The sequence below is a fragment of the Streptomyces sp. NPDC099050 genome, assembly GCF_044759865.1.
Lineage (GTDB): Bacteria > Actinomycetota > Actinomycetes > Streptomycetales > Streptomycetaceae > Streptomyces.
In genome coordinates this window covers 1-25,789 of sequence record NZ_JBIWAE010000033.1, presented here as the reverse complement: position 1 = coordinate 25,789, position 25,789 = coordinate 1, and the positions used below count along the sequence as shown (strand labels likewise).

The following is a 25,789-nucleotide window of genomic DNA, read 5'->3' as shown; positions in this document are numbered from 1 at the left end:
TGATCCAGTGGGTGGCCTCGCGGCGAGAGGGGGGCCGGGCCATCAGCGGCCGGTTGGCTGCCGACCGGCGTCTGGGACGCAGCGGATGGACATGGCAGCGCAGGGTGCGTAGGCGCAGCGGGCCCCACGTTCTCGCAGCTCGAGGTGGAGGGTCGACCGATTCCCCGGCACCATCAAAGTGGCCGTCGTCGACGCCGGCCCCCGGCTCCCCGACCTGCGGCACGGCACGGCACGGCGCCGGAGGGTTCGGCTGGCACGAGATGTTGAGGATGTTCTTGCCGCAGCTCGGCAAGGTTGCGGTCGAGTCGGTTGTGGTCGAGGCGAATGTGATGGTGGTGACCGCACGTACTCGTGCGGGGCCTGTGGGATGTTCGGGGTGCGGGCAGCGGTCGGCATGGGAGCACAGCCGCTCTGCAGCACGTGGCTGAGGCCGTCGCGGTCGCCCTGGCCGGCAGTGCGGGAGCCCGCCTGCTGGTCCGCCTGCATCAGAGGGCCGCTGGAGCGCCCTGCTGGGTTGCGTCATGGCGCTGCCCGACCCTCCGGCGGCGGTGCCCCGGTTCCTGGGTGTCGACGACTTCGCCCTGCTCCGGGGGCAGAGCTATGGAACGATTTTGGTCGACACACCGACCCGGTTGCCGATCGAGGTGTGCAAGGGCCGTACCGCCGAGGCGCTGTCCGAATGACTGCGCGCGCACCCTGGTGTGCAGGTGGTGTGCCGCGACGATTCGGAGGTCTGGCGTGCGGGGATCACGGCGGACGCGCCCGAAGCGGTGCAGGTCAGTGACCGTTTCCACCTGTGGAAAGGGCTGACCCGACGGGTCCGGGACGCGGTCGCGGCCCACCGCGCCTGTCTGGCGCCCCCGCCAGTTGGCACCGTACCGATGGCATACCCCGGTCCAGGAACCGTGGCTCACAGTGCCGTACTGCCCGAGCCCGCCGGCCGGGCCGCGGACCGGACGCGTGCCACCCACACCGCCTTCCACGGCCGCCTCGCCCAGGGCGTGGGCCTACACGGGCGGCGGCCCGTCAACTGGGCCTCAAGTGCAAGACGGTCCAACGTTACGCACGGTTGGACCACGGGCACGACACGCTCCCGCTCTGGCCCAGAAGGCCGAGCCTGCTGGACCCGCACCGCGACTACCTGCTGCGGCGATGGGGCGAGGGCGAACACAGCAGCACCGCCCTGTGCCGCGAGATCACCGGGCGCGGCTACACCGGCGGCCATGGCACCGTCCGCGACTTCCTTGCCCCGCACCTCGCCGCCGACCTCGATGCTGTCCGAGCAGGACTCCCCCTCACCTTCAACTCCGGCGTCAACGAAGGCCGCGTCACCGGCCTCACACTGATCAAACGCCAGATCGGAGGCCGAGCTCGGACCCTTCTGTTGCTCAAACGCGGCCTGCTCGTCGCAGCCTCCCGCCGCACCGCCCCACCAGCCGCAGACAATCTCAGCGCCGACCCGTGGCTGATCCGCCCAGAGGCTGGTGGCGTGCGGGAACTCACCCACTCGGACAGTACTTTCATCAACTCTCGCGACCATGGCTACCGCTGGATCGACATCAAGAGGTTCAGCCTGCCGGCTGACGCGCCCGGCGATCTCGACGTGATCGCGGCCTTGATCGCCAGGAGTCGTCCCATGACCCTGCTCGTCGCCGCCGACGACTGACATCACGGACGCCCTCGAAGCACCACCGACGGCACCTGATCAACGCCTAAGAAGATCCTGTAAGAACCCAGTTGTCACTGACACGGCCAGCGGGGCGCAGGTTGGCGGGGACAGTCTGGATGCGGCTCGCAGCGTCCATGTCCGGGTGCCGGCGCTGTCACCGCGTACGCCCCGCGCTTGGCGGGCGTGGCCTACTGCCAGTGGGAAGGAGCCGCGGCCTTGTCGGGGGACGCCTGGCCGGCAGCGGCCCGCCACAGCAAGGCACCATACGGTGTTCCAGGCCGGATACCGCTGTCGGTGGTACCTGCCGGTCGACGTGGCGCGACGCCGCGTTGTCGATGTTTTCGGCCTGCCCGCAGCGATGATGGCGGTGTTCCTCACGGGCAATGCGAACGGGCCCCCGTTGGCGGCCGTCCTCATGGCCGGAACCGCTCTGTTGATGGCGTGCGTAGCGGGACTGATCAGCGGAACCTTCCTCTCCAGCCGGGACGGAACAGGTGCGGGGGATACCGGATCCACCGGTCACGGCGGCGACGTGAACGTCGGAGACTTCGGTGACGGCGACTGAGCCATGGAGCTGTTCCGACCCTCCTGCCGGATCGCCTCCCACCTCCGTTGGGGTGGTGGGGGCCCGGGCCGGACGCGGCGTACGCGACTGTGGCAGGCAGGCCGCTCAGTGCGATCTCCCGTGTTCCTGTCAGTAGGCGACCCGCATGTGTGCCGGTGTGTGCCGGTATGTGCCGGCCCATGACAGTGACAGCCACCCCGGACACCACCCCCTGTCAGTGATGTGTGAACTGGCACGACCATGGCAGCCAGCCGTCCTCGTGATGGGCGCCCGACGGCAGCAGCTTGGTCATCCAGTGACAGCCATGTTCTCGGCCTGGCACTGCGAGCAGTGGATCGGGGATGCGCACCCGGCACGTCGCGGTTCAGGCGCTGCGCGGCTCGCGGCCCGCCTCTTGGGGGGAGGTCGTGGACGGTGGCGTCCGGGCCGGGCGGCGAGCCGGGAGTACGGCTCGGCGAACATCCGGCGGGGACAGTCCGCCACTCCGCAGATGAAACGCCGGATCGTCAATCGGATCACGAAGCCCTGTTCAACGAGCGGAAGGTCCTTCAGCCTGCGTTGGTACCGGTCGTGGACTCGGTCCGAGAAGCGACCGCAGTCCGGACACGCCGCCCCCTCCGCGCGGCCTCTCGCCATCACCTCGGCTGTGCCGAACGCGGCCGTAACCGCCTCGACATCCACCACATCGATCCCGTCGACACCAGCGAGTCCCAGAGCGGTGCATCGGTCTGCATGACCTGCACCATCACGGTAAACAACCGACCACGGCAGCCGTCAGCCCGCACCTGAGGGAGCGTCAATTCCGATGGTCGGGCGACAAGGCGTACGCGATCTCACGCGACGATCCAGTCTCCTCGCAATCGAACAGCGAGGTATTACTCCGCGACGACTCCCCAAGTTATGTGCCAGAGCCCAGTTTTGATGTCGATAGCGTGTGCGGTCGAGGGCTGCGGTCTGGTTCATAATCCAGCTGTGGACATATCCGATGAGGGACAGCCGCTCGCTCCCGTCTGGCATGAGATCAACAACAACGTGTGTGGTGGCCTCGCAGGTGCCCCGAGTGCTTCGTTGGTGGCCGAGCGGTTCATCGGGGCAGGATGGAGTTCCAGATCGGCGTCGTGGGAGTCGTATGAGGTCGAGACTGGTTGGTGCCGCATTGAGGTGGACCCGGCCGAGGGCGGCACGCTCTTGAACGGAGTCGTCGATCCTCAACGGTTCGAAGACCTGGCAGCGCTGCTGACCAGGTTCGGCCTGCGGTTCAGTCTTGAGCTCTATGACGATGGAGGCGAACTGCTGAGGAAGATCGAAGCTGGAGCTCCGTCAGCGCCACAGGACGCAGTTCCTCGGCCGTTCAGCCGACTGCTCGCTCCGCTTGGGCTTGGGTCGCAGCGAGGCGGTAGGACTCGGTTCCGGTCTGGATGATGTTGCCGCCGCAGGTCAGGCGGTCGACGATGGCCGCGCAGAGCCGAGGGTCGGTGAAGGTCTTGGTCCACCCTCCGAACGATTCGTTCGAGGCGATCGCCACACTGTTCTTTTCCTCGCGTTCGGTCAGAACCTGGAAGAGGAGTTCGGCGCCGCGGCGGTCGAGTTCCATGTAGCCGAGTTCGTCGATGCAGAGCGGGTCGACGCGGCCGTAGCGGGTGATGGTCTTGGTCAGCTGCTTCTCGTCGGCCGCCTCGACGAGCTCGTTCACGAGCTTCGTGGCGGGGATGTAGCGGACTCGGTGGCCCTTCATCGCGGCCTCCCTGCCCAGCGCGATCAGCAGGTGGGACTTGCCGGTCCCGGAAGCCCCGATCAAGCAGAGCGGCTGGCTTTTGCGGACTCACTCGCACCTGGCCAGCGTGTGGATGGCAGCGGGGTCGACGTTGGGGTTGGGGTTGGGGTCGAAGTCGAAGGCCCGCAGGGACTTGTCGCGGGGAAAGGCGGCGGCTTTGATGCGGCGCTCGGACCAACGTCGGGACCGGTCGTCGCACTCGGACATCAGCAGCTCGGCCAGGAAACCCCGGTAGGACATCTGCTCTCGGGAGGCCGCGGCCGCGAGCTCTTCCGCGCCGTCCTGGAGGAGATGCAGCGGGAAGTGAGCCGACGCGTGGCCGCGGCCGCTGACGCCCACGACGATCCCTGGACCCAGCTGACCGTCGGCTGCCAGGAGTTCCCCACCGCGACCACCGATCCGGACATCCAACGGGTCATGCTGGTCGACGGGCCTGCCGTACTGGGGTGGAGCCAATGGCGGGCGATGGACGAAGCCGCCTCGGCCCGCCACCTCACCGACGCGTTGTCCTCCCTCATCGACGCAAGGATCACCACCCCGCAACCGGTCGCACCACTGGTCCACCTGCTGTCGGGGGCAATGAACGAGGCCGCCCTGTGGCTCGCGTCCTCTTCCGACCCGGAAGACCTGGATCACACCAAAGCCGCACTGACGCAACTGCTGCAGGCATTGCGCGCCGCCTGACTTGACGACCACATCACAGGGCGCAATCACTCCGCTATCGGCGCGGGCTGCCCGGCTGCGGGCGCGGGAGGCTGCCCGGCTGCGGGCTGGGGTCCGGGCGGCGCCTGGGTTCCGGCCGGTGCGGCCGGGCCGTCCCCCTGCGGGGCCTCCTCCGGAGCTGCTTCCACGATGCGGCCGTGGACCGCCGTGAGGCCGCGGCCCGGCTCCATGCCCTGCTCCTCGATCAGGGTGCGGCGCACCCGCGGGAACAGGGCGCGGGTCTCGGCGCGCCGTCCGGTGGCGTGCAGGGCGCGCGCGCATCAGCACCCCGTGCAGCCGCTCGCGGCCCGGGTGCTCGGCCGCGAGGGCGGTCAGGTCGGGGTTGACGGCCCGATGGCGGCCCTGTGCCAGCTCCAGGTCGTACTGCTCCTCCAGCAGGGCGGTGCAGCTCGCCCCACCGCTCGCGCTGCTGGTCGGCGAACGGCCCCGGCACCTTGGCCAGCGGTTCTCCGCGCCACAGCCCCAGGGCGGTGGCGACGAGCGAGCTGGCCTCCGCGAGCCGGCCCGCGCCGCGTGCCACACCCGCCCGTTTTGCCAGCCCGGCCGCTTACGGGGCGTCCACGGAGCAGCCCGTACGTCGAAGCGGTAGCCGTCGCCGGCCGAGACCACGATCCGCGGCGCGGAGGGGTCGGGGGCCTGCCCCCGGGTCGTTTCGGCCGTCGTTGCGGTGACGCCGCCGGGTGGTCAGTCCCGGCGGGTCGGACGTGGCGGCGCGGGGGTGGCTCGTCGCCGCCCCTCCCCCGCGCCCTCGACGCTTCTCGGGCGCGCGGCCGGGCGCGGATGATCCGCCACGGAGCCCGCCGTGGTACCCAGAACGGATCTTCCCCTTCCGCCTCGAACGGGATCGGGGGTCGAGTACAAGCCATGCAGAGGGCGTTGTCACGTTGTCGGCAGCATGGTCGTTCCATGGTGGGTCAGGGTGTGCCGGGGCCCGGTGGGGGTGTGGTTCAGGCAATGACGGGCACGCCGGTGCTGCTGGTGCTGTGGCTCCAGACGCGGGGTGCTGGCGGTGGCGGATGGAGAGCAACAGGCCGTAGGCAAGAGTGCGGCCGGAGAACGGCTGGCTCCCGCCATCGGCGCGGTCTCCGGTCGGCGCCACCGCGTACCCGATGCCGTTCCGGCCTCACGGAGGGGATTTCCGGTTGACTCCGACGGGTTTGGTCACCACGCAGGCGATGTCATCCGCCCACTCACGGAGTGCGGTCTCCGAGCCAGGTCAGGACCGGCCCGACCGAGTCAGCGGGAATCCGTTGCGTCGCCCTCGGCCGGGCCGGGGGCTGCCGTGCTGTCGGCGGCCTGGCCGGCGGCGCGTTCCGCGCGGAGTTCTTCGGCGACGTCGTAGGCCCGGCCCGGGTCGTAGACGGTGACCGAAGTGGCAGGGCTGAACATCGCGTCTGCCCGGGGCGTGTACCGGTAGCTTTCGACGCCGCGTTGGGCGGCTATGCCGTCGACCTCGCCGACGGGTACCGCCACCGCTCGGCGGTGTGGGACGGGGTCCACCACTCGTCCGGACGCAGGAAGTCCCGCTTGACCTCAGTCTGACGCTCCACCGCGACTTGGACCTGGCCGAGTTGCTCGGTCAACCAGCCGGTCAGCGCCTGTGCGTCGACCCGAGAGAGCGGTGCGGACTTCGCCGGTTCGCACTCCACCGTCTCGCTGCCGGTATGCAACACCACCTTGATCGACTGTCGCTGCCCCAGCCTGAGCCGCTCGATGACGACGACCCTGCAAAGGAGTTCGTAAGGCCACAGCGCGCTGTACCTGCTCGAGGACGGGAACGGCAGTCGAAGCCGTCACCGACCGTGCCCGAGCCCGGTACGGGCCCGGGCCCTCCGCACTGCCGCCCTCGCCGGGCCGGATATCCGACCCGTGCCGGGCAAGACGGCGCCCATGCCCGGCAGACCGGGCCGGAAGGAAACGACGCAATGACCCTGCCCAAGCCTCCCGCGAGCCATTCGGCGCCGTCCCCAAGGAACCCGTCGCCCCTTGAGGCGGGAGGCCGACGATCGCCCCGGGGGCTGAGGGTAGATTCCTCGTATGTCTCCTCACCTCAGTTCTGGCGCTTCGGGAGCCCTGCGACGCTTCGCCGGATGGCTCGCCCGGGGGTCGGTAGGCCACCCGATGCTGGAGGGGATCGAGTACTGGGAAGAACTGCGCGAGTCGCCCTCTCAGATGGAGGTCTGCGTCGCGATCTTCGCCAACGTCCTCGAGTTGGATGAGCACGGAGAACCGCTCAACGAGGAGCACGCGGCGCGGCGGGCTGCGGCCTGGCTCCACCGATACTGCACGGGGGAACTGCCTGCGGGGGAACCGGATTTCGAGCCCTGGGAGTGCCAACTTCATTGACCGCTGACGTGCGGCGTAGGACCGCGCTCTCGATCCCCTTCGTAGTGGGGCTATCCGGTGAAGGCGAGGTTGTGCAGACGTGCGATGCCGAGCATCGCGTGGTGTGTTCCGTCGCCTCGACGCCGGCAGTCGCGCAAGATCTTCCAGATCTTCATTTGGGCGAAGGCGTGCTCGACGCGGGCGCGGACCTGCTGGTGGAACTTGTCCTGGGCCTGTTCCCAGTCGGGCAGGCCCTCTCCCTTGCGGCGGCGGGGCGGCATCACGAGCCCCGTGCTCGGGTAGCCGCCATCGGCGATGGTCATCGGGGTGCCGACGGCGGCCTTCGCACCGGATTCCGCCCAGGCCCGGTAGTCGTTGCGGTTGCCCGGTGGCGAACCGACGACGGGGTTGCAGCGCGAGCTTCGGGCCGAGGTCGGCGATCACCCGGCCCGGGGAGTCGACACCCTCAGGGCGCGCGCCGGTCAGGTGCGCGCCGGCCACCAGCTTGCCGAAGGTACGGGGCCCACCAGCAGCCTTCCACTGGAGCCAAAACCCATCAACACGAACGCACTGAAGCCACGCAGTCACTTGCCTCAGGAATGATCTTCATTCATGGGGCGGGGTGATCTCACTGATGAACAGTGGGCGGTGTTGGAGCCGTTGTTGCCGATGGGGACGAAGGCGGGGCGGCCGCCTGTCTGGCTCCGTCGGCAGTTGATCGACGGCATACGGTTCAGGTTACGAACGGGCGTTCCGTGGCGGGACGCGCCCGTCGAGTACGGCCCGTGGGGCAGGATCTCCGACTTGTTCCGCCTATGGCAGCGAAACGGTACCTGGCACCGGGTCTTCAGCCTGCTCCGGTCCCTGGCCGATGCGAAGGGTGCGATCGTGTGGGCTCCGAGCATCGATTCCACGGTGTGCCGCGCCCATCAGCAGGCGGCTGGAACCCGGAAGCAGGGGGACCTTCAGAAGGAACCGCCGGGTGGTGTCTTCACCGAGCTCCGTGATCACGGACTGGGACGCTCTCGTGGCGGGTTCACCACCAAGGTGCACCTGACCGTCGAGCAGAGCCAGAAGCCCATGTCGATCGTGGTCACGGCCGGGCAGCGCAGCGCAGCGACTCGCCGCAGTTCGAACCCGTGCTGCGGAAGGTCCGCGTGACCCGCATCGGGCCGGGCCGGGCGCGCGTCCGCCCCGATCGGGTGCGTGCTGATAGGGCGTACGCCTCCCGCAAGAACCGCGCGCTTACCCGCGTCGCCGAGGGATCCGCTGCACCATCCCGGACAAGGTCGGCCAGGCGCGCCACCGCGTACAGCGCGGCTCTCGCGGCGGCCGGCCGCCGAAGTTCGACCCGGTCGACCCGGTCGACTACCGTGACGCCACGTGGTCGCGTGTGGGATCAACCGCCTCAAGAGGCACCGCGTCGTCGCCGCGCGATAGGACAAGCTAGCGGTCCGCTATGAGGCGACCGTCCTCATAGCGGTCATCGGCGAATGGCTGTGACCAGCACGCATCAAGCGCGTCCAAAACCAGCCCGCAGGCATGGAGGTGCTCTCACTCCACGGCAGCATCGAGGAGAATCCGCGCCAGCTCGCGCGGCTGGGAGAACATCGGCCAATGGCCGGTGTCCATCTTGACCAGCCGCCAGCGCTTGCTGTTCAGCAGCTCGGCCACATCTTCGTCGGGCTCCGCGTCGTCAGGCTCGGCCCCCGGCATCACGCACAGGATGTATGTCGCCGGCAGTTCACCCAGCGGCCCCGACAGCACAGCGGGCTCGGTGAGCGTGGCACCTGGGTGAGGCGTCGAGCCACGCACGAGCCGTGCGATCTGCTCATCGGTGAGACCTTCGCCGTCGTAATGAGCAGCTGGCGCGAGCGGCCAGAACCCTCCGCTCTCGGCGATCGATGCCTCCACCGCCGCCCCGCCGTCCGGCCAGGCGGAGACGAACGACTCGCCGTCAGTTGGAACACTTGAGTCGACGAATACTACGCGGGCCAGTCGGTCACCGATCCGCTCCGCGGCCTGACCTACCGGGATACCCGAGTAGCTGTGACCCACCAGGACTACGTCACGCAGACCCTGGCGTTCTACCTCGGCAACGATGTCCTGGACGTGAGTTGCTTGCCCCGCCGGAACACCCTGCTTGTCAGCAAGACCGGACAGCGTCAACGGATAGACGTCGTGGTCGGCCGCGCGCAGATAGGGTACGACCTCGCCCCACGCCCACGCCCCGAGCCGTGCACCTGCAACCAGCACGAAGTTCACCATGCCCGCACCGTAGCCGGGCAGCCTGACGATCTCCTGGGAAATACTTTCGATACACGCCCTAGATGCGGATGAGCCGCTCCGTGCCCCGCAGCTCCTGGCCGAACCCGAGGAAGAAGCCTCCGCCATGGCTGCCGACCTCGGAGGGTCGCGGTCGTGGCTGAGCCTACGAGAGTTCCTTCCGCATCAAAGTGCACATCGTTTCGTAGCGGCGCAACGATCCATCAGGGGCTTGTTCGTCCCACGAGTCCGGCTGGCGGTCGTACTCGACATAGCCCAGTCGTTCGTATAGTGCACGTGCCCGGGGGTTGCTTTCCTCCACAGCCAGTTCGGCCTGCCGCAGACCGCGGTCCCTGATCCGCAGTTCTGCGGCTTCGACGAGGAACGTGCCGATCCCACACGACCGCAATGCGGGGTGGACTGCCAGCTGCCACAAAGTGCCGACGCCCTCCTTGACCTGGTAGTCGACAGCGCCCTTCGCCACAGGGATGTCCGTTGCAGGGCAGACCGCCAGGTAGTCGACCTCACCCGTCCGGGCAAGTTCCAACTGCTCGGCGACGCCGGCCAAGTGATGGTCAGACCCTGCCCACCCGCACAACGCCAGGTCCACATGCACCAAATCACGGGCTGACAGCTTCAGCACAACATCGATCATCTTCAGTACCTCCGGTCAGTCAGCATCCACGCCGATCACACGGGGTGCAAAGCCGTTTCCTCAGCCCGCACTCCTGGCTCACCGCCACTCAAGCAACCACACGAACGCTGCTGCTGAAAGCGAACGAAGCCAGCCGCTCGAGGCCACCCCTCGAACGGCGCCGGCAGCTGAGATGCTCTCTCGCTGTGGCTGGCGTGATCACGGCGTCGGAGCCGTCCCGGATAGCCCGGTTCGCCGGGTTGAGCCCGCGCTGCTTCGGGAAGCTGGTGGCCATGATGCGGCGCGAGGGTGCGGACGCGGTCCGCAAGGGCCGGCCGTGGAGCCTTCCGCTGGAGGACCGGGTGCTGCTGGTCGCGGTCCGTCGGGTCGGCTCCGTGGGAGTGCGCGTAGCGTGCGGCCGTGCGCGTACGCCAGAACACCGAGCACCGAACACCGGGGACGTCACCGGCAGGCGTCGGCCGGCCTCCGCCGGGGAAGGGCCCGCCGTCAGCCGCGGGTGGACCTCCCGGTCCACCCGCAACCGCAGATCAGACGCGGAAGACCGATCCCACGAACTCCGCCAGGAGGCGTTCCTTCAAAGGCCGCGGCAGTGCGTCCAGCAGCATGAGGACGGGGGCCGTCCGGGCGGGCAGCTTCCCGTCGCCGCCGAGGCCCGCGAAGGCCAGGACGCCGGCGATCTCGTCGGGCCCGAGGGTCTCCGGGTCGAGCCCGACGGCCAGCTCGACGAGACCCGGGTCCACCGTCACCGGTGGGAGGGTACGGCTCGCGGCGAGGGCGGCAGTGAGGTCCGCGACCAGGGCATCCACCTGGCCGACGGTGGCCGGGGTCAGAGTGAGGTGCAGGTTGGGCGGCAGCCCGTCGAAGGAGAGCTGGGGCTGCAGGTACCAACCGCGCTCCCGCATCTCGTCGGCGAAGTGCAGCAGGAGGCTGAGGTCGGGGGCCGCCTCGTACTCCGGGCCGACACCGTGCCTGCCGGCGCCCTCGACGGCGTCGCCCCGGGGAAATCCGGTCGTGAACGCCACCAGTCCGGCGGCCGGTTCGCCCAGGACGCGCAGGCCGTCGATCCCGCGCAGCCCTGCCAGCAGCCGGTCCGACGCCTCGGCCACCCGGGCGGCCAGCGCCGTGTAGCCGTCCTCACCGACGTACTGGAGCACCGCCCATGCCTGGGCCAGCAGGCCGCCGGACTTCGTGCCCTGGACCGTCGGGTTGACCACCGGGTAGCCGGGCCAGCCCGCGTGGGCGAAGTACTGGTACCGGCACAGTTCGGCATCCCGGTACAGGACGACGGAGGCTCCCTTGTCCGCGTACCCGTACTTGTGCAGGTCCACGGAGAGCGAGGTGACCCCGGGCACGGACAGATCGAACGGCGGGACCTCCCGTCCGGCCCGCCGCAGGTGGGGCAGGAGCCAGCCGCCGATGCAGGCGTCGACGTGGCAGAGCACGCCGCGCCGGGCGGCGGCCGCGGCGATCTCGGGCACCGGGTCGATGACCCCGTGGGCGTACGAGGGCGTCGAGGCGACCACGAGCGCCGTGCGGTCCGTGAGGGCGGCGGCCATGGCGTCGGCGTCGGCGCGGAAGGTGACCGGATCCACGGGGACGACGACGGTCTCCAGGCCCAGGTAATGGGCGGCTTTGTGGAAGGCGGCGTGCGCGGTGGACGGGAGCACGAGCTGCGGCGCGCTGATCCCCCGCACGGCCCGCGCGTGATCCCGTGCGGTCTTCACCGCGAGCAGGATGCTCTCCGTCCCGCCGCTGGTGAAGGTGCCCTGGGCGCCGGGCGCGCCGAGGACCGACGTGACGGCGCCCACCAGGTCGTTCTCCGGTCGGGCGACGCTCGGGAAGACGGTCGGGTCGAGCCCGTTGACGGTGGCGTACGCGGTGTACGCGGCGGCGGCCAACTCGTCGAGGCCCTCCAGGCCGGCGTCGTAGACGTAGGCGAAGGTCCGGCCGCCCCGGGTGGGCGCGTCGCCCTCCCGCAGGGAGCGCAGTTCGGCGAGCACGTCGTCCGGGGTACGGCCGCCCGGCAGGGCGCGGGTGGGTTCAGTCGACACGGGTGTTGTTCTCTTCCTGCCGGGGCGATTCGGACGGTACGGGTACGGATAGGGGTGCGGGTGCGGGTGCGGGCGAGGAGTCGGGCTCGGTGGCCCCGGCGGGGTCCTCGCGGTAACGGTGCAGCAGCCACAGGCTGGCGGCGGTGAGGACGGCGGGGAGCACGCTCATGCCCGCCGTGATGCCGGTGAGGGCCGCCTCGGGCTGGGCCACTTGGTGGTCCGCGTCGGAAGAGCGGAACCCGGTCACCGCGAGGACGAGGGCGAAGACGCCCGCGCCGAGCGCGAACGCCAGGGTTTCGGCGGCCGTCCACAGCCCGGTGAATGTCCCGGCACGGCGCTTGCCGGTGCGGGCCGCGTCCGCGGCGAGGGTGTCCGCCAGCATGGTCAGCGGGAGCAACTGCAGTCCGGCGTAGGCCACTCCGACGACCGCGACCGCCGCGTAGCCGAGCCCGGGACCGGCCGTCGGGGTGAGGGCGAGCAGCAGGGCGCCGGCGAGGAACAGCAGCGAGGCGGCCCACTGCGCGTTCTTCACGCCCCACCGCCGGGACAGCCCGCTCCACAGCGGCATGTAGAGGACGAGAGGGCCGATCAGACAGGCGAAGAGCGGGGTGACGGCGGTGGGCGAGCCGAGGGTGTACGTGGCGAAGTACTGCACGCCGGCGAGCATCACGCCGACGGCGAGGGCCTGGAGCGTCCACATGCCGGCCAGGTAGAGGAAGGGCCGGTGGGACCGGGCGGTCGCCAACTGGGCGCGCAACGAAGGCTCGGACTCGCTGCGGGCGGCCCGCGGTGCCCACCGGGTGGTGAACCAGGCGCCGAACATGCCGAGGGCCAGCAGTACGGCGACGGCGGCCCCCATCAGCCGGTAGCTGGCCGGACTGCCCCCGTCGGCCTGCGCGAGGGCCGGGGCGAGCGCTCCGGACAGCAGGATCGCGACGCCCAGGAAGCCCACCCGCCACCCGAGGATCCGGCCGCGTTCGGCGGGGTCCTCGGTCATCTCGGCGGGCATCGTCACGTAGGGCACCTGGAAGACGGCGTACGCGGTGGCGGCCAGCAGGAAGACCACGGCCACGTACCCGGCGGCGGCCGCACCGCGCAGCGGAGGCGCCGCGAACAGCAGGACGAACAGTGGGGGGTTGCAGCGGTAGGACTGCGCGTCCGCTTCGGGCATGACCTGGAGGAACATCTTCCGTCTCGGGCAGTCACCCGGCCGTGTCGAAGTTTCACGCCCGGAAGGTCCGCGATCCCGTCGGCGCGCCGGCTCATGATCCGGCCCTGGCGGGGAACACGGCCGTCACCAACCGAAAGGGGCATGGACATGCTCGGCATTACCGCCGCAGTGCTGTTTTTCATCGCGTTCCTGATCAACGCGGCCGACATAGCCACCAACGACGTTCTGAGTTCCACCAACCTGATGCTGCTCGGTCTCGCCGCTCTGGCACTGCACGTCGCCGGCATCGGCACCGGTTGGGCCTCGCGCCGTCGCGGACGCAGACGCTGACGCTGACGCTGACCTGCGACAACGAGGAAGGGGCCGGGCGGGAGGCCCTCACGGCGCGGCATTCGCCGGACCTGCTCGCCGGACCCGCTCGTCGGGGTCCGGCGAGTGCCGCGCCGTGGTGGGACGGTGCTTCGCCCTCCCGATGACCGCATGATGGCGTCCGCGGCCCACCTCCAGCCGGGGACTCCCCGTGCGAACGGCCCGATCAGGTCACTGCGGCAGGTCCGGGGAGATCTTCGCTGCGTGCATGGTGAGCCGCCCGATCCTCGTTTCGCGACTGGTCGCCGTCGTGCTGTCGTCGGTGACCGCGTCCGGCCTGGCGTCGCTGAGGTACCACGTGGTGATCGGGACCTCCAAGCCGGGCCGGAATTCCTCGATCTTGATGTGGCTCGGCTCGGCCGGGGCGTCCACGGACAGGGCCCACTCCCGCGCCCCGGGGACGTCGGTGAGTACGCAGTCGTCGAGGACGACCGTGAGTTCCTGGCCTGGCAGGCCGAGGTCTCCTTGGGGCCCCAGGCCGGTGACTCCGCCACAGGTGAACCGCTCTCCGCGGACGGTGACGTGGTAGCTGCTCGCGGTGTTCGCAATGGATTCGTTCATGCTCCCCGCCTGCCCCGCACGCTCCCTCCCAGACATCGTGGCGGGGCGCCGCGTGGCCGTCGGTCCGCGCGATCCGGCTCCGGACCTACGGCTGACACCTGCCCAGGCGGAGCACGGCGAGGTCGCCGGAGCGGCGCCCGGAACTCGCTTGGCGCGGCTCGGCCTCAGCGGCGCTGTTGACGTTGTTGATCGAGCCGTAGCGTGCGGCGGCGTAGTGGGCTGCCGCGACGATGTTGGCGACCGGGTTGTACTGGGACTTCGCCGTGCCGGGTAGGCGGTAGGCCAGAAAGGTCGGGCGGATGACCTGGAGCAGGCCGATCGAGGGCGAGGGCGGCGGCGCTCAGGGCCGGCACACCGGCGATGGAGAGCTTGTACGTCTTCGCCGAACGCGGTCGGGAGTACTGGTCTCGGGCATCCGGCAACCTCATCGCATCTGCTAGGCAGCTTCGTAAGTGACCTTCGGCCCTGTGCCCGGTGTCACGTATCCGGGCCCCCTGAGGCCCTGAGGCCCTGAGACGGGCGCCGAGGAGGGGTCGGGCACCGCACGGGTGACGGCCTGGCTGTACATCCTGCCCCGGTCGCATCGGATCACCTGGCAGACCCCGTCCAGCTGGTCTTCAGACAAGCGCGCTGGCCTTCCGGTGGTCGAGGCGGCGGAAGGCGTACTGCGCGTGCAGCCGCGTGACGATGACGGAGGGCTGGGGCTCTCCCCCTCACTCCACAGGGGATCACAAGCCGCTGTCGATACCGGTCACGGCCGGCGGGCCGAGCGGGGCTTCAGACTCCGAGAGGCCTGCCTCCTTCAGCGCCGCCGTGACGATCCGCATGGCGTCGAGCTCCGCCTCGTACTTGTCCGGGGCCTCGACCTCGAGCCGGATGGAAAAGGTGCCGTCGTCGTTCACGGCGAGAAGGCGCAGCCCCTCGTTCTCGCTGACCTCCGTATGCCGTGATGCCAACTTCCGTTCGACGACGAAGCGCACGGAATCGGCAACGTCCGACACGAACGTGCCGGGGACAGTGATGACAAAGCTGGTCACGGCAACTCCTCACATAGGGCGAACTCCAGTGACACCCGGCTACCCCCGATTCTTCATGCCGAACTCGCACCACGCGATCCCGGCCACGCGCGGGCCTGCCGCTCCGCTCCCCCGGCCACTTCCTGGCGCATGCCCGGCCGGCGGCGCCGGGGCCGGGCGGCACATGGACCCACCCGCATCCCGCCAGTAGGAGTTCCGGCCTGGCTCTAAGGGACGCGCCAGACGTTGGCGAAGGCCGCGTTCTCGATGGAACGCCGCTGTCTTACGGCCTCCAGCTCCGTCACCGCGTCGTTGACGATCGCCAGCACGGTGATCACCGCTTCGTCCTCGTGGACCGGCTCGCTCGCGTGCTCGCTCGCGTCCTCGTGGCGGGTGTCCGCGATGCCCACGGCTGTGGCGAGGGCGATGAGGGTGGGCTCGCCGGCCTCCCAGCGGCTTCGGGCCCGGCGCCGAGCGGGTGTCTCGGCCACTGCCAGGCGATCGTTTCCGAAGGGCAGCAGGGCGCGCCGTCCCCGGGTCAGCTGACCGCCGGCTTCCAGGGCTGCCTGGTAGGTCGCGGAAAGGTCCCGGCCGCGGCGCCACAGCCAGTCTTCGACGCTTTCGTACGGCGTCTGCCGGATGAGCGCCGACAAGGCCTCCGCCACGAGTTCGTCATGCGGCTCGTACGGGCCGCCCGGCACGATGGAGTCGCCGTCCAGGGAAGCAGCCTGCACGGCGAGGAGATCGATCAGTTCGGCGCCTGCGAGCGCGAGCGACAAGTCACCCTGCCCGACACCGGCCCCCGGCCGTTCGTCCATGGCGATGATGTACAAGTCCTTCGCCGTACTCATGGGCGCTCCCCTCGAAAGCTTCGGACCTCGGATCCGCCGGGCCGGCCGCGCTGCCTTCGGCCCACTCCCGGCGTTGTGGCAACGCCCACGGGGACACCATCGTTCCCCTGTCGGCGCTGACGAACCAGGGACGGCGGCTTGGCTTTTCGCCGCCCCGTGGGACCAGGGGCCGGTCCCTACGGGTACACCTCTGGGTCCGGTGGAAGCCAGACGCGTTCGGCCGGCTTGCTGGGCCTCGTCACAGCTGGGGGATGTAAGGGGCGAGGCCGACGATGAGGACTGACCGTTCGCCCGGCCCCGGCTCGGATCCTGTGCTGACCGGGCCGACGTAGTGGCTGACTCGGTGGTCGTGGACGGCGTAGCCCTCCAGTGGGTCGGTGAGGGTGAAGCTGGCGTGGATGTCCGCCCACGGGTCCTCGGGTTGCAGGCCCGCGCTGCCCGGCGTGGCGATGACGTTCCGCCCACCCGTGACGTTGGTGCGGCTTATCAGGTGGGCGAATGTGAACGTGCTGGCTGAACTTCCGTCCTGATGAAGGCAGTTCGGGGAAGAAACGGCATTCTGGCCCGGACCGTCGACGCCGAGTCTGATCAGGTGGACCCCCGCCCACAACGGCCTTCTGCTCAAGTCCCTCAGGGACAGGACCTGCTCGATGTCCCAGCGCAGGAGCCGCAGCAGCAGGGGGTTGGAGCGCAGCGCCTCGGGGATGGCGGGGAGCACACGGAGTTTTCGCGGGTTCTCAGGGTCGTCCTCGCCCTGAGAGAAGTTGGTGACCGTGCCGTGTACGGGGTCGGGAGTCCCGGGGATCCAGGACAGTTCGTCCTTCCACGGCAGGTACACGGCGTGGGAGTACCGGCGGAACCGATTCGTTCCCGGAGCGTACGGGTCGGGCGGCAGAGCCGCGAAAACCTCCTTGATCCGGGCCAGGTCCCTCGCCCCGGAGCCGGCCAGGGCGACGCCGAGTTGCTCGGCGCCGTAGCGGGCAAACCCACGCTCACGCAGCCCGGTCACTCCTCCTGCGCCGGCCACTTGCGCATCACGGTGCGGCCGGCCCTGGGCCTCGGTATTTCCCACGTGTCCTCCAACAGGTCGCCACCGCGGCCGGCCATGACGGCGGCAGCCCGTTCCGACCTTACGCACAGCTCCCCCTGGTCCCCGCACACGGTTCCCCTCCCACGCGGGCCCCACCGACGAGCAGGCCCGAACCGGCGCCCGGTTCACGCTCTCGGCCGGCCGTGCCGAGGGTGCTCCACCCCCGTGGCGCGGCGTCGCCAGGAGGGCGAGCGCCAGGGCCGCGATGTCCTCGACCGGGCGCTGCTTGACCGCCGTGTGCAGGAGCCGCTCGGCAAGGGCGGATCCACCCCCGGCCTCCAGCCGGGCCACGAGCACCGCCGTCTCGGCCGGGGGCCGGGTCACGGCGGCCTCGATCAGGACGTCCGGCGGTGCCAACCCGTCCGCATCCGCACGGCGTTCACCCTCGCGGGTCTCGGTCTTCGGCCCCCGGAGAGCGGGGCCGGCACCCCACGGATGGCCACGACGCGGACCGGATCCTCCCCGCTGGCGCAGAGGGTGCTGCGAGCGGCACGGGTCCACGGGCCCGCCTCTCCGCCGCACGCCTTGGCGATGGCCCCACCACGCGCGGCTGCGGGGGCCGCGGAGAGCTCAGGGCGTTGCCGAGCGTGCTCCCGGGCACGCCGGAGAGGTAGGACAGTTCACGGACCGACAGCCCTGACTTGGCCACCAGCGCCATCAAGCTGTCCTGCAGGCGCTCCACATCGGCGTCCGGCTTGTGTGCCCGGCCGTCGACCGGCCGTGGCCTGCGCTCCAGCGCCCAGGGCCGCTCGCGCTGCCACGCCCTCCTCGCCCGGTCGTACAACCCGCCGACCGCTTGGGCCCCGTTCTCGTCGGTCAGCGCCCGTCCGTGGCCGGCACGGCGCCCGCGGACGGCAGGATCTTGCCCGGGAACAAGCAGCGACCACCTACTCATATCGCGCGCACTTCTCCCGTTTCTTCTCTTTTGCTGGCACAGATGCTTTGCCGGGAAAACAGGAAGGGAGAGCTGGCAACCCCCCATCGACTTCCACGATTACTACATACGCATGGGGGCCGCGGCAAGTTCTTATGGAACGCCCCCGAGCCCCTCACGCCAAAGCGCGAGGGGCCGAGAAGAGCGGAGCTATTCATTCCACGCTTACGCCTACCAGCGGAGGCGGTATTTTCCCGGCGATCTGGACCGACGGAAGCCATGGGACCTGTACGGAGACATAGGGGCGGGGCCAAATGTGGGCTCCAATAGGAGGAAGCGAGTCACGTCAACGCCTTGGTGCAGACGGTCCGCGGCGGCGGCCATGTTGGGCCAGGCCCGCCACGCGGGCGTACTTCAGGCCACTCAAATTGGGCCAATAAGTTCCATGAAGCGGAATTGCCGCACCCCCTTTTGACCGCCCGGCTCAAGTGTCACTTTCCGGAGCAATTGGATAATGCCTTGCGCCCTGCTGACGGTGAGGCAGACTAGGTGGGTGAAAATCCATTTCAAGCGCGGTTCCCTCATAGCCTCCGTAATCGTGCTGCTCGGCACACTGTTCACGGCGAGCCCGGCCGGGGCCAACACGGCCTACGAAAACTGTGACGACAACCGCCTCTGCCTCTACACCGCCGAGTCGGGCCAGATGAAACCGGACGGCTCGGGCTCGGCGCCCCTCCCCCGCACCTACGAGGCGCACATCAGCCCCCCGGGCTACCCCGCCGACTTCGAGAACGCGACCATTTCGTTCTGGAACAGAACCGGTTACTGGGCCTGCCTCTACTCGGAATCCAAGTGGGGTGGCACCGTGCAGGCGGTGCCGCCCCTGTCGAAGGCCGACGGCGAGAACGAGCTGAGCCCGGCGATGAAGGCGGCGGGCGTCAGCTCCCACAAGTTCGCCCCCAGCATGGCGCTCTGCTTCACCGGCTACGAACGGTGCGCAGACGGCTACCTGTGCCTGTTCAAGGAGAAGAACGGCAGGGGCGAGATGGTCATGCTGGCGAACGACGTCACAACATATGCCCCGACCTGGGACAACCAGGTGGAGTCCGTCCGCAACCGCACCGACAAGATCGCCTGCTTCCGGCCCGGAACAGCCTCCTCGACCGAGAAGTGGACGACGGCAGCACCGGCCGCCACGTACAGCAGGTACCTGGTGCACGCCGGGGACCTCACCAACCTGACGGCCCCGTACGCGGACTCGATCAGCTCCCACCACCTCGACCCCAACTCTGACTTCGACGAGGACTGCAAGCCGTGACCCTGAACCGAAACATGCGCAGGCTGACCGGCACCGCAGCGGCCCTCGGCGGCCTGTTCCTGCTCGCCCCCGCACCCGCGTCGAGCGCCGCGGAACCGGCGGTTCTGCTGGAACGCTGGACGTACGACGCCGACAGCGCGCGGCTCGCCGATGGTGTCGCCTACTTCAAGTACGTCGAGGACCCGAGCAAGCTCGTCGGCAGGACGACCCCCCGCGTGCTCAACATCGTCCGCGTCGCCCCGGACGCCGGCGCGACACGCCTGGAGACCTCCTTCGGCCAGAAGGGCTCCGGGGTCCCCGAGACCGTACGGGAACAGTTGGACACCAGCACCCCGCCGCTGGCCGGCATCAACGCCGGCTTCGGCTCGTACGACGTCCGCAACGACGACGTCCGGTCGATGATGTTCAACGGAATCTCCGTCCGCGACGGCGTGATCAACGGCGTCAGCTGTGTCTTCCCCAAGGGCCAGAAGGACCCCGCCTCCGGGAAGTACACCCAGGTCAAGGAGGGGATGCGGGCCGCCGTGCTCCAGTACGGCGTCCCGTACATGTCCCTCCTCAAGACCGAGCTGAACATGGAGATCTTCGAGAAGAACGCGGACGGCACCGACAGGACCGTGGCCTCCCACCGTCTGGACGACGTGAACCGGACACCGGGCCGGGCCACCGGCTGCGCCCGGGACCTGGACGACCTCAACGGCGAGGGGAAGGTGACGTACGGCACGAACGTGCCCCTGCCGCTCTTCCAGGATCCGGACGAGCTGGTCGTGTTCAACGGTGACTACGGCATCATGACCCCGTCCAGGAACCTCGACGCGAATGCCGAGGTCCCCGGAGACAACGACACCGGCGTCGAGATTCCCGTCGACGGCAGCGGTGTCATCGGTGCCGCCAGGACCGCGCGGGGAGGCCACCCCGTGGACAGGGGCGCTTACGCGATCCAGGCCATCGGCACGGACGCGACCTGGCTCACGACCAACGCCACCGCCGGCCGCCACCTGCGGGTCGTGCAGAAGGTCGTCGACCTGGGCGCGCCGCCGGTCAAGTCAGCGGCATCGCCGAACGTCGAGCAGCCCCGTCTCGTCGCTCTCGACGAGTCGACCGACATCGTCAGCAACGTGCACTGGCTCGTCGAGGACGGCAAGTCCAACCCGAACCTGACCACTTGCAAGCGGGTCTACAGCGTCAACAACATCGCCGTGAAGCCGGAGGACGAGCGTCAGCCCGGCGACTTCTGCCGCGACTCCCGCACCGCGATCGGCGTTGACCGGGCGGGCGCCACCCTGTTCGTCACGATCACCGGACCGCGCGACGCCGCCGCTCCCCCGGCCGACGACAAGGAGGCGGAGAAGCTGGTCGACGGTGCCTTCATGTGGGAGATGCGAGACGTCCTCCTCGCCCTCCATGCGCAGGACGCCATGAACCTCGACGGCGGCGGCTCCACCACCCTGATCACCAACGGCTACCGCAGGACGGGACTCACCGACACCACGACCGCGGGCGGCAAGAAGGAGTGGACCGAACGCGAGGTCGGCGACTCCGTTTACGTGGGCAAGGGCGGCACCCCGCTCCCGTAACCCGGGCCCGTCGCCCGCGGTCCTAGGACCCGTCTTCAAAGGGATCTTGCCCAGAGCAGGAACGACACCAGGCTGACCGCCGCTTCGTAGGAGGCGGTGGTCTTGTCATACCTGGTGGCAATGCCGCGGAAGTGCTTCATCTGGTTGAAGCACCGCTCCACGGTGTTGCGGCGACGGTAAGTTTCACGGTCGAAGGCGGGGGGCCGGCCTCACAGGCGGCCGCGGTTGTGTCGGTGTCGCTGTTGATCGGACTTCTCCGGGATGGTGTGGCCGATCCCGCGTCTGCGCAGGTAGGCGCGGAATCCGCGGGAGCTGTAGGCCTTGTCTGCGATCACATGATCGGGACGGCAACGTGGGCGGCCGGGACCAAGGCGTGGGACGCGGATGCCGTTCAGCAAGGGTTGCGCGCAGACACCGTCATGGCGTTGGCCGGGAGTGATCAACAGAGCCAGGGGCCTGCCGAGGCCGTCGCAGGCGAGGTGGATCTTGGTGGTCAGACCTCCGCGGGATCGTCCGAGGGCCTGATCGTCCGGTTCGTCCGGTGAACGCACCCCCCTTTTCGGCCGTTGGCGGCGGCATGCTGGTGAGCTCGCACGATGGTGGAGTCGATCTGGACGAGCCAGTCGATGTCGCCGGCCGCATCGGCTTGGGCCTGGATCTGCTGAAGGGCCTGGGCGAAGACACCGCTCAGCGCGTAGCGGCGGAAGCGGGTGTAGACCGTTTGCCACGGCCCGTATCGGTGGGGCAGGTCACGCCACGGCACGCCCGTGCGGATCTTGTAGACCATCCCGTTGATGACCCGTCGGTCGTCCACCCTGGGCCGGCCAGTCACAGCCGCGGGTATGAGCGGAGCGAGTAAATCCCACTCCTTGTCGGTGAGTTCATGCCTCTGCATCAGACCAGGACCCACTGGCAGGTGATCTTTGATATCAGGGTCGTAGAGGACCCGACACAATCGCGGTATGACCAACAGCGTCGACGCAGCCTGGCACAAGATCCTGACCACTCACGGCGAACCTTCCCGGTCGGACGAATCACCGCTTCTGAAGCCGTTTGGCCATCTGGTGCGGGTAGCGCATGCCGAACCGCTGCTTCGTCAGCTCTCCCCGTGGACCGGTATGTGGGAGCTGCACTTCAGCAGGTGCACGGAGATGAACTACACCTGGGACATCCCATACATCGGCACGCTGAGGGACGGCCGGTACTACGTCGAAGGACCGAGCCGAAGCAGCCCGCGGATCGCTGAGACGGACAGTGCGCAGGACGCAGTGGCGATGGTCATCGATCGCCTGCCGCCAGGCTGCGGCGCGGCCTTCATCGGCAACGCAGGTGAACTGGCCGCTTACGAGAAGGCACGAGACAGCAGGTAGGGCCGGCCCACAGTCTTAGCGGAAGCAGAAACCGGGCCCATAGCGGCTTTGAAGACGGGCCCTGGTCAAGAGGGAATACGGGGCCGGTGGACACGTAGGCGGTGGTCTCAGCCGAGGCGGACGGAGCCGTCATCGCCGGGAGGCCTCCGATGACTAGAGCCGAGAGCCGCCGCAGTACTCGTTGCCGTCGTCGTCGAGGTCGGCCCGTACGGGCCGGAGGCCGGTGTTCCCGCGTGTGCGGGAACACCGGCCTCCGGGTGTGTCATGGATGCTGAACGGGGTGGGGTTACACGTACCAGCTCTGACCCGGGTGGGTGGGGTCGGGCGAGTGCGTCCACTGCTGGGCGGGGGCACCGTTGTCGAGGCTGGAGTTGCTGATCTCCAGGGTCTTGCCGCTGTTCACATTGCTGATGTCCAGGCTGACGGTGCTGCCGGCCTGCTTGATCTTCCACTGCATGGTGGGAATGTTGGCGCAGGTCCACTGCTGGACGAGGGCTCCGTTGTCCAGGCTGGAGTTGCTGATCTCCAGGCACTTGCCACTGTTCACGTTGACGATCTGGTACACGCCGGCGGTGGTGGTGGGGCGGAATTCCCACTTCGCGCCTGCCTGCGTCCCGCAGGTCCACTGCTGGACGGCCGCCCCGTTGTTCAGGCCGGAGTTGCTGACTTCCAGGCACTTGTCACTGTTGACGTTGCGGATCTGTCCGCTGCTGGGCACGGGGACGGGCGAGGGCCAGGCGGAGGTGCCGCCGGCGAGGGCGCCCTGACCGTTGCCCTTGTAGAAGTTGAAGCGCTGCTGCTCGTTCCACAGCCCGCCGAGGTCCGTCTTGCCGTCACCGTTGAAGTCTCCGGCCAGCACGATCGCCATGTTGTTCCAGGACTTGTCGCCCCACAGGGCGACGCCGCCGTCGAGGCCACCGGCGGCGTTGCCGCTGTAACGGAGCAGGGATCCATCGGAGGTGAGGGCTGCGACGTCGTCGCGCCCGTCGCTGTTGAAGTCACCCGCGGCGATCTTCTGCATGTTCAGCCAGCTGGTGTCCGGCCACATCTTGGTGCTCTGCCCGTTCAGCACCCCATCGGCGCCGGCGGAGTACGCGTACAGAGAACCCTGAGCGCTGCCGGTGCCCCAGACGGCCAGAATCGAGTCGCGGGTCGAGCCCACCGGCCGGAACCGCTCGAGCTGGCGCATCGCGTTCCAGTTGGTGGCGTCAGGCCACATCGTCTTGGCGCCGGCCAGGCTTCCGTCAGACTTCCCCGCGTACAGACGCAAGGCTCCGGTGGACCACACGGAAGCGATGTCGGTGAGGCCGTCACCGTTGAAGTCACCACCGATGATCTTCGTGGCGCCGCTCCAGCTGGCGTCCGGCCACAGGGAGCGTCCGTACTCGAAGGTGCCGTCCGCACGCCCCGCGAAGGTGTGCAGCTTCCCGTCCGAGGTGACGGCGGCGACATCGCTGCGCCCGTCGTCGTTGAAGTCACCCGAGGTCATCACCTTGGTGACGTTCGGCACCACGGACTGGAGGCGTACCGCGGGAGTGGTCCCGCGGACCTGGTCCACCCAGGCCGTCACGTCGTCGACACGGACGTCGAGCGCACTGGTGCGCGTCTCGGCCGCATTGGTGCCCAGGCAGCCGCCCTGCCAGGAACGAGAGTTGACGGCCACGAGTTCCAGGCCGCCGTCCTTCTGGCGCAGAGCCGGACCACCGGTGTCGCCCTTGCAGATCACCGAGTCACCCGAGGCGTTCAGACCGAGCACACCGCCGTTGACGGAGCTCACGGTGAAGGCGCCGGTGTGCGCCTTGTTCGGCACCCACTCCGTCTTCGTCCGCCCGAACCCCAGCACCGTGAGCTGCTCTCCGACCACCGGGGCCGTGGTGGCGACCTTGACCGGAGCCACACCGACGACACGCCAAGCGAGCTTGACCATGACGAGGTCGCGGTTCGCGTGGGGTATCAGGTCCACGGCCTCGACCACCGAGCCGGTGGACTGCGAGAGGTCGGTCCGCCCCACCGTGACGCTCGTCTTCACGGCGGGCTTCCCGCTGGGCAGCGTCGCGCCGGAGGGGCTGAAGCACGACGCGGCGGTGATCACCCACTGTGCGTCGACCAGCGCGCCCGAACACGCCGCCTGATCACCCACGTTCACCTTCGCCGCGAAGTTGTAGCCGGTGCTCGTGGCATCGCTGCCGTTGAGAGCGGCGGCGGGGCCGGCCGTCAGGAGCCCTGCCCCCACCGTGACGGTGAGCAGGGGGGTAGCCCACGCTCTGCGCGAACTCATTGCGGACATGTCGATCCTTTGGAGATATGTGGATGAGGTTTCTTGGTGCCCGGGCCTGTGCCGGGCCGATCGGGAACCGCCGTGGTGGTGCTACTGGGCGGAAGTGGTCCTGATCTCCATGAGCATGAAGTCGCGGCCCTCCGCGTCCGCGCTCTCGCCAACCCCGGTCCACTTGTTCTTGGCGATGTCGAACGTCTTGCTGTCCGCACCGGCGGTCATGTCGATCTGCGTCTCGTAGTTGTTGCCCTTGACCGCGTGGACTGCGGGGATCTCCAAGGCGAGGTAGCCGCTGGTACCGGTGACGCGGAAGCAGACCACTTCTCCGCGCTCCCGGGACATGACCTGAAGCAGGTCGGTCCCGCTCGCGCAGTCGGCGAGGAGGATGTGGCCGTCGCCGCGCTTGAGGGTGATGCCCTGCTCCGTGAGGATCTTGTCGGCGTCCGGGTAGCCGAAGTCCTCGACCGCGTACCCCGGGCCCTCGTCGGCGATCGCCTTCATCACCGTGGCTCCGCCCGGGGTGGACCCGGCCGTCAGGCCCCCCGTTGTCGCAAGCCATGCCAAAGCGCCCGCGCCAATGGCCACACCAACAGTTCGCGCAATTGCGCTACGTACCTTCATCAATGTCCCAGTCGTCAGTTCCGGCGCAAATTCCGGAAGGTGCGTCAGCGGGAGCGAAGGCCTTAATTCGACCAGCAGGATATGCACTCACATATGAGGCAAATATCCCCGAGAGCCCCCCGCCCCCAGCGAAATCACCACCATCCACCCCATGCGGAACCGCACCTATTCGGGGTGTCCAGGTGACTCAATCGGCGACCGGAAGCCGCCGTTGATCGACCCCATAGAAACACCCCATCGAGGCGCCTGTCCAATGATTAAGTTCCGGTCAAGAAGGACAAACACGCAGGTAAGAGCGTGACGCAGGTCACATTTCAAAAGAGGTGCAGGGAATTCCGGAAAGGATGGGGATGCAAATGAGCCACTCTTCTGCGTGTCGAATCTGGCGGGTTTTCGATGGTGTTCAACGCGCCATTTTCTATATAAGGTCACGGAACGCATTCTCGTGCTCCCACTCGACTCTCTTGCAGTCCAGCGAGCAACCGCGCAACCCAAATGTCTCTCTTTAGCCTGGCGATATGCCGTTCCCTGTCCGGTGGTAGGCGGCCGGAATTCGAGCCTCCGCCAGGCACCTCTTCCGAAGGAATGTTGTGGACACCACCTATTGGAGTAGGCGGCGCGTTCTTGCCGCCGTCGCGGCCACCACGGCCGCCGTCACCACGTCCAGCC

Annotated in this window: 24 protein-coding genes and 7 pseudogenes; 11 read left to right on the top strand and 20 right to left on the bottom strand. The window is 68.8% G+C overall.

Translation table 11 applies throughout. From position 1 onward, the window contains the following. Window positions 1-521: 521 nt before the first annotated feature. The 3 genes from ACIQV3_RS36245 (at window position 522) to ACIQV3_RS36235 (ending at window position 2,234) form a co-directional block, all read left to right on the top strand. Window positions 522-683 carry a hypothetical protein gene (locus ACIQV3_RS36245; RefSeq protein ID WP_403720313.1) on the top strand — a complete coding sequence of 54 codons (162 nt, stop codon included), beginning with the start codon at window positions 522-524 and terminating at the stop codon, window positions 681-683. 386 nt (window positions 684-1,069) lie between these two features. Continuing rightward, on the top strand, window positions 1,070-1,666 hold the full coding sequence (locus ACIQV3_RS36240; RefSeq protein WP_403720311.1) for a hypothetical protein: 597 nt from the start codon (window positions 1,070-1,072) through the stop codon (window positions 1,664-1,666). Between the two features lie 271 nt (window positions 1,667-1,937). Next, a complete protein-coding gene (locus tag ACIQV3_RS36235) occupies window positions 1,938-2,234 on the top strand; it encodes a hypothetical protein (RefSeq protein ID WP_403720309.1) in 297 nt (98 codons plus the stop codon). A gap of 288 nt (window positions 2,235-2,522) precedes the next feature. Here the strand turns inward: ACIQV3_RS36235 and ACIQV3_RS36230 are convergent, their stop codons facing one another. Then, window positions 2,523-2,870 (bottom strand): transposase family protein, encoded by a 348-nt coding sequence (locus tag ACIQV3_RS36230; protein ID WP_403720401.1) that lies wholly within the window; start codon window positions 2,868-2,870, stop codon window positions 2,523-2,525. A 715-nt stretch (window positions 2,871-3,585) separates the two neighbouring features. After that, a pseudogene (gene istB, locus ACIQV3_RS36225) lies at window positions 3,586-4,263 on the bottom strand (IS21-like element helper ATPase IstB); the annotation flags it as partial. A 60-nt stretch (window positions 4,264-4,323) separates the two neighbouring features. On the opposite strand from istB, the gene ACIQV3_RS36220 reads away from it, so the two are divergent. Further along, the gene (locus ACIQV3_RS36220) at window positions 4,324-4,692 is read left to right on the top strand and encodes a hypothetical protein (protein WP_403720397.1); all 369 of its coding nucleotides are present in this window, start codon (window positions 4,324-4,326) and stop codon (window positions 4,690-4,692) included. Window positions 4,693-4,718: 26 nt separating this feature from the next. Here ACIQV3_RS36220 and ACIQV3_RS36215 read toward each other — a convergent pair whose 3' ends face one another. From ACIQV3_RS36215 to ACIQV3_RS36195, 5 genes and pseudogenes are all read right to left on the bottom strand, one after another. Then, entirely contained in the window at window positions 4,719-4,979 is a 261-nt protein-coding gene (locus ACIQV3_RS36215) for a BTAD domain-containing putative transcriptional regulator (RefSeq protein ID WP_403720394.1), read from the bottom strand. Between the two features lie 22 nt (window positions 4,980-5,001). Next, a pseudogene (locus ACIQV3_RS36210) lies at window positions 5,002-5,106 on the bottom strand (BTAD domain-containing putative transcriptional regulator); the annotation flags it as partial. Window positions 5,107-5,128: 22 nt separating this feature from the next. Then, window positions 5,129-5,269 (bottom strand): annotated as a pseudogene (locus tag ACIQV3_RS36205) (BTAD domain-containing putative transcriptional regulator); the annotation flags it as partial. A gap of 698 nt (window positions 5,270-5,967) precedes the next feature. Then, window positions 5,968-6,204, bottom strand: coding sequence for a hypothetical protein (locus tag ACIQV3_RS36200; protein ID WP_403720307.1), 237 nt, complete (start codon window positions 6,202-6,204; stop codon window positions 5,968-5,970). Next, window positions 6,171-6,407: a hypothetical protein gene (locus ACIQV3_RS36195; RefSeq protein ID WP_403720305.1), complete on the bottom strand. Its 237-nt coding sequence runs from the start codon at window positions 6,405-6,407 to the stop codon at window positions 6,171-6,173. Before ACIQV3_RS36195 ends, ACIQV3_RS36200 begins: the two co-directional genes overlap by 34 nt. 445 nt (window positions 6,408-6,852) lie before the next feature. Here ACIQV3_RS36195 and ACIQV3_RS36190 point away from each other — a divergent pair, with 445 nt between their 5' ends. Beyond that, window positions 6,853-7,077: a hypothetical protein gene (locus ACIQV3_RS36190; RefSeq protein WP_403720303.1), complete on the top strand. Its 225-nt coding sequence runs from the start codon at window positions 6,853-6,855 to the stop codon at window positions 7,075-7,077. 50 nt (window positions 7,078-7,127) lie between these two features. On the opposite strand, the pseudogene ACIQV3_RS36185 reads toward ACIQV3_RS36190, so the two are convergent. Continuing rightward, window positions 7,128-7,460 (bottom strand): annotated as a pseudogene (locus ACIQV3_RS36185) (transposase); the annotation flags it as partial. A 208-nt stretch (window positions 7,461-7,668) separates the two neighbouring features. Between ACIQV3_RS36185 and ACIQV3_RS36180 the strand changes: the two are divergent. Further along, window positions 7,669-8,217, top strand: a complete 549-nt coding sequence (locus ACIQV3_RS36180) for an IS5 family transposase (RefSeq protein ID WP_403720302.1) — start codon at window positions 7,669-7,671, stop codon at window positions 8,215-8,217. Between the two features lie 393 nt (window positions 8,218-8,610). Here the strand turns inward: ACIQV3_RS36180 and ACIQV3_RS36175 are convergent, their stop codons facing one another. Together ACIQV3_RS36175 and ACIQV3_RS36170 are read right to left on the bottom strand one after the other, a co-directional pair. Then, window positions 8,611-9,324, bottom strand: coding sequence for an alpha/beta fold hydrolase (locus ACIQV3_RS36175; RefSeq protein WP_403720299.1), 714 nt, complete (start codon window positions 9,322-9,324; stop codon window positions 8,611-8,613). A gap of 163 nt (window positions 9,325-9,487) precedes the next feature. Further along, window positions 9,488-9,976 (bottom strand): GNAT family N-acetyltransferase, encoded by a 489-nt coding sequence (locus ACIQV3_RS36170; protein ID WP_403720298.1) that lies wholly within the window; start codon window positions 9,974-9,976, stop codon window positions 9,488-9,490. 185 nt (window positions 9,977-10,161) lie between these two features. Here ACIQV3_RS36170 and ACIQV3_RS36165 point away from each other — a divergent pair. After that, window positions 10,162-10,332: pseudogene (locus ACIQV3_RS36165) on the top strand (IS5/IS1182 family transposase); the annotation flags it as partial. A gap of 171 nt (window positions 10,333-10,503) precedes the next feature. Here ACIQV3_RS36165 and ACIQV3_RS36160 read toward each other — a convergent pair. Together ACIQV3_RS36160 and ACIQV3_RS36155 are read right to left on the bottom strand one after the other, a co-directional pair. Then, window positions 10,504-12,027: a pyridoxal phosphate-dependent decarboxylase family protein gene (locus ACIQV3_RS36160; RefSeq protein ID WP_403720297.1), complete on the bottom strand. Its 1,524-nt coding sequence runs from the start codon at window positions 12,025-12,027 to the stop codon at window positions 10,504-10,506. Continuing rightward, window positions 12,017-13,198, bottom strand: coding sequence for an MFS transporter (locus tag ACIQV3_RS36155; RefSeq protein ID WP_403720296.1), 1,182 nt, complete (start codon window positions 13,196-13,198; stop codon window positions 12,017-12,019). The genes ACIQV3_RS36160 and ACIQV3_RS36155 overlap by 11 nt, the downstream gene beginning before the upstream one ends. A gap of 147 nt (window positions 13,199-13,345) precedes the next feature. Here ACIQV3_RS36155 and ACIQV3_RS36150 point away from each other — a divergent pair, with 147 nt between their 5' ends. After that, window positions 13,346-13,528 (top strand): hypothetical protein, encoded by a 183-nt coding sequence (locus ACIQV3_RS36150; protein WP_403720390.1) that lies wholly within the window; start codon window positions 13,346-13,348, stop codon window positions 13,526-13,528. 210 nt (window positions 13,529-13,738) lie between these two features. Here the strand turns inward: ACIQV3_RS36150 and ACIQV3_RS36145 are convergent, their stop codons facing one another. The 5 genes and pseudogenes from ACIQV3_RS36145 to ACIQV3_RS36125 form a co-directional block, all read right to left on the bottom strand. Beyond that, window positions 13,739-14,128, bottom strand: a complete 390-nt coding sequence (locus tag ACIQV3_RS36145; protein ID WP_403720294.1) for a hypothetical protein — start codon at window positions 14,126-14,128, stop codon at window positions 13,739-13,741. 169 nt (window positions 14,129-14,297) lie between these two features. Beyond that, a pseudogene (locus ACIQV3_RS36140) lies at window positions 14,298-14,453 on the bottom strand (lytic transglycosylase); the annotation flags it as partial. Window positions 14,454-14,856: 403 nt separating this feature from the next. Beyond that, entirely contained in the window at window positions 14,857-15,165 is a 309-nt protein-coding gene (locus ACIQV3_RS36135; protein ID WP_403720292.1) for a hypothetical protein, read from the bottom strand. Between the two features lie 206 nt (window positions 15,166-15,371). Continuing rightward, window positions 15,372-15,995: a GPP34 family phosphoprotein gene (locus tag ACIQV3_RS36130; RefSeq protein ID WP_403720290.1), complete on the bottom strand. Its 624-nt coding sequence runs from the start codon at window positions 15,993-15,995 to the stop codon at window positions 15,372-15,374. A gap of 238 nt (window positions 15,996-16,233) precedes the next feature. Continuing rightward, on the bottom strand, window positions 16,234-17,004 hold the full coding sequence (locus ACIQV3_RS36125) for a 2OG-Fe dioxygenase family protein (protein WP_403720288.1): 771 nt from the start codon (window positions 17,002-17,004) through the stop codon (window positions 16,234-16,236). Between the two features lie 1,508 nt (window positions 17,005-18,512). Here ACIQV3_RS36125 and ACIQV3_RS36120 point away from each other — a divergent pair. Then, entirely contained in the window at window positions 18,513-19,277 is a 765-nt protein-coding gene (locus tag ACIQV3_RS36120) for a peptidase inhibitor family I36 protein (protein WP_403720285.1), read from the top strand. Further along, window positions 19,274-20,854 carry a phosphodiester glycosidase family protein gene (locus ACIQV3_RS36115; RefSeq protein WP_403720283.1) on the top strand — a complete coding sequence of 527 codons (1,581 nt, stop codon included), beginning with the start codon at window positions 19,274-19,276 and terminating at the stop codon, window positions 20,852-20,854. Before ACIQV3_RS36120 ends, ACIQV3_RS36115 begins: the two co-directional genes overlap by 4 nt. 35 nt (window positions 20,855-20,889) lie before the next feature. Here ACIQV3_RS36115 and ACIQV3_RS36110 read toward each other — a convergent pair. Further along, window positions 20,890-21,749: pseudogene (locus ACIQV3_RS36110) on the bottom strand (IS5 family transposase). A 67-nt stretch (window positions 21,750-21,816) separates the two neighbouring features. Between ACIQV3_RS36110 and ACIQV3_RS36105 the strand changes: the two are divergent. After that, window positions 21,817-22,224 (top strand): DUF6193 family natural product biosynthesis protein, encoded by a 408-nt coding sequence (locus ACIQV3_RS36105; protein WP_403720280.1) that lies wholly within the window; start codon window positions 21,817-21,819, stop codon window positions 22,222-22,224. Between the two features lie 286 nt (window positions 22,225-22,510). Here ACIQV3_RS36105 and ACIQV3_RS36100 read toward each other — a convergent pair whose 3' ends face one another. Beyond that, window positions 22,511-24,502 carry an RICIN domain-containing protein gene (locus ACIQV3_RS36100; protein ID WP_403720278.1) on the bottom strand — a complete coding sequence of 664 codons (1,992 nt, stop codon included), beginning with the start codon at window positions 24,500-24,502 and terminating at the stop codon, window positions 22,511-22,513. 90 nt (window positions 24,503-24,592) lie between these two features. Then, the gene (locus ACIQV3_RS36095) at window positions 24,593-25,000 is read right to left on the bottom strand and encodes a hypothetical protein (protein WP_403720276.1); all 408 of its coding nucleotides are present in this window, start codon (window positions 24,998-25,000) and stop codon (window positions 24,593-24,595) included. Window positions 25,001-25,789: the final 789 nt, after the last annotated feature.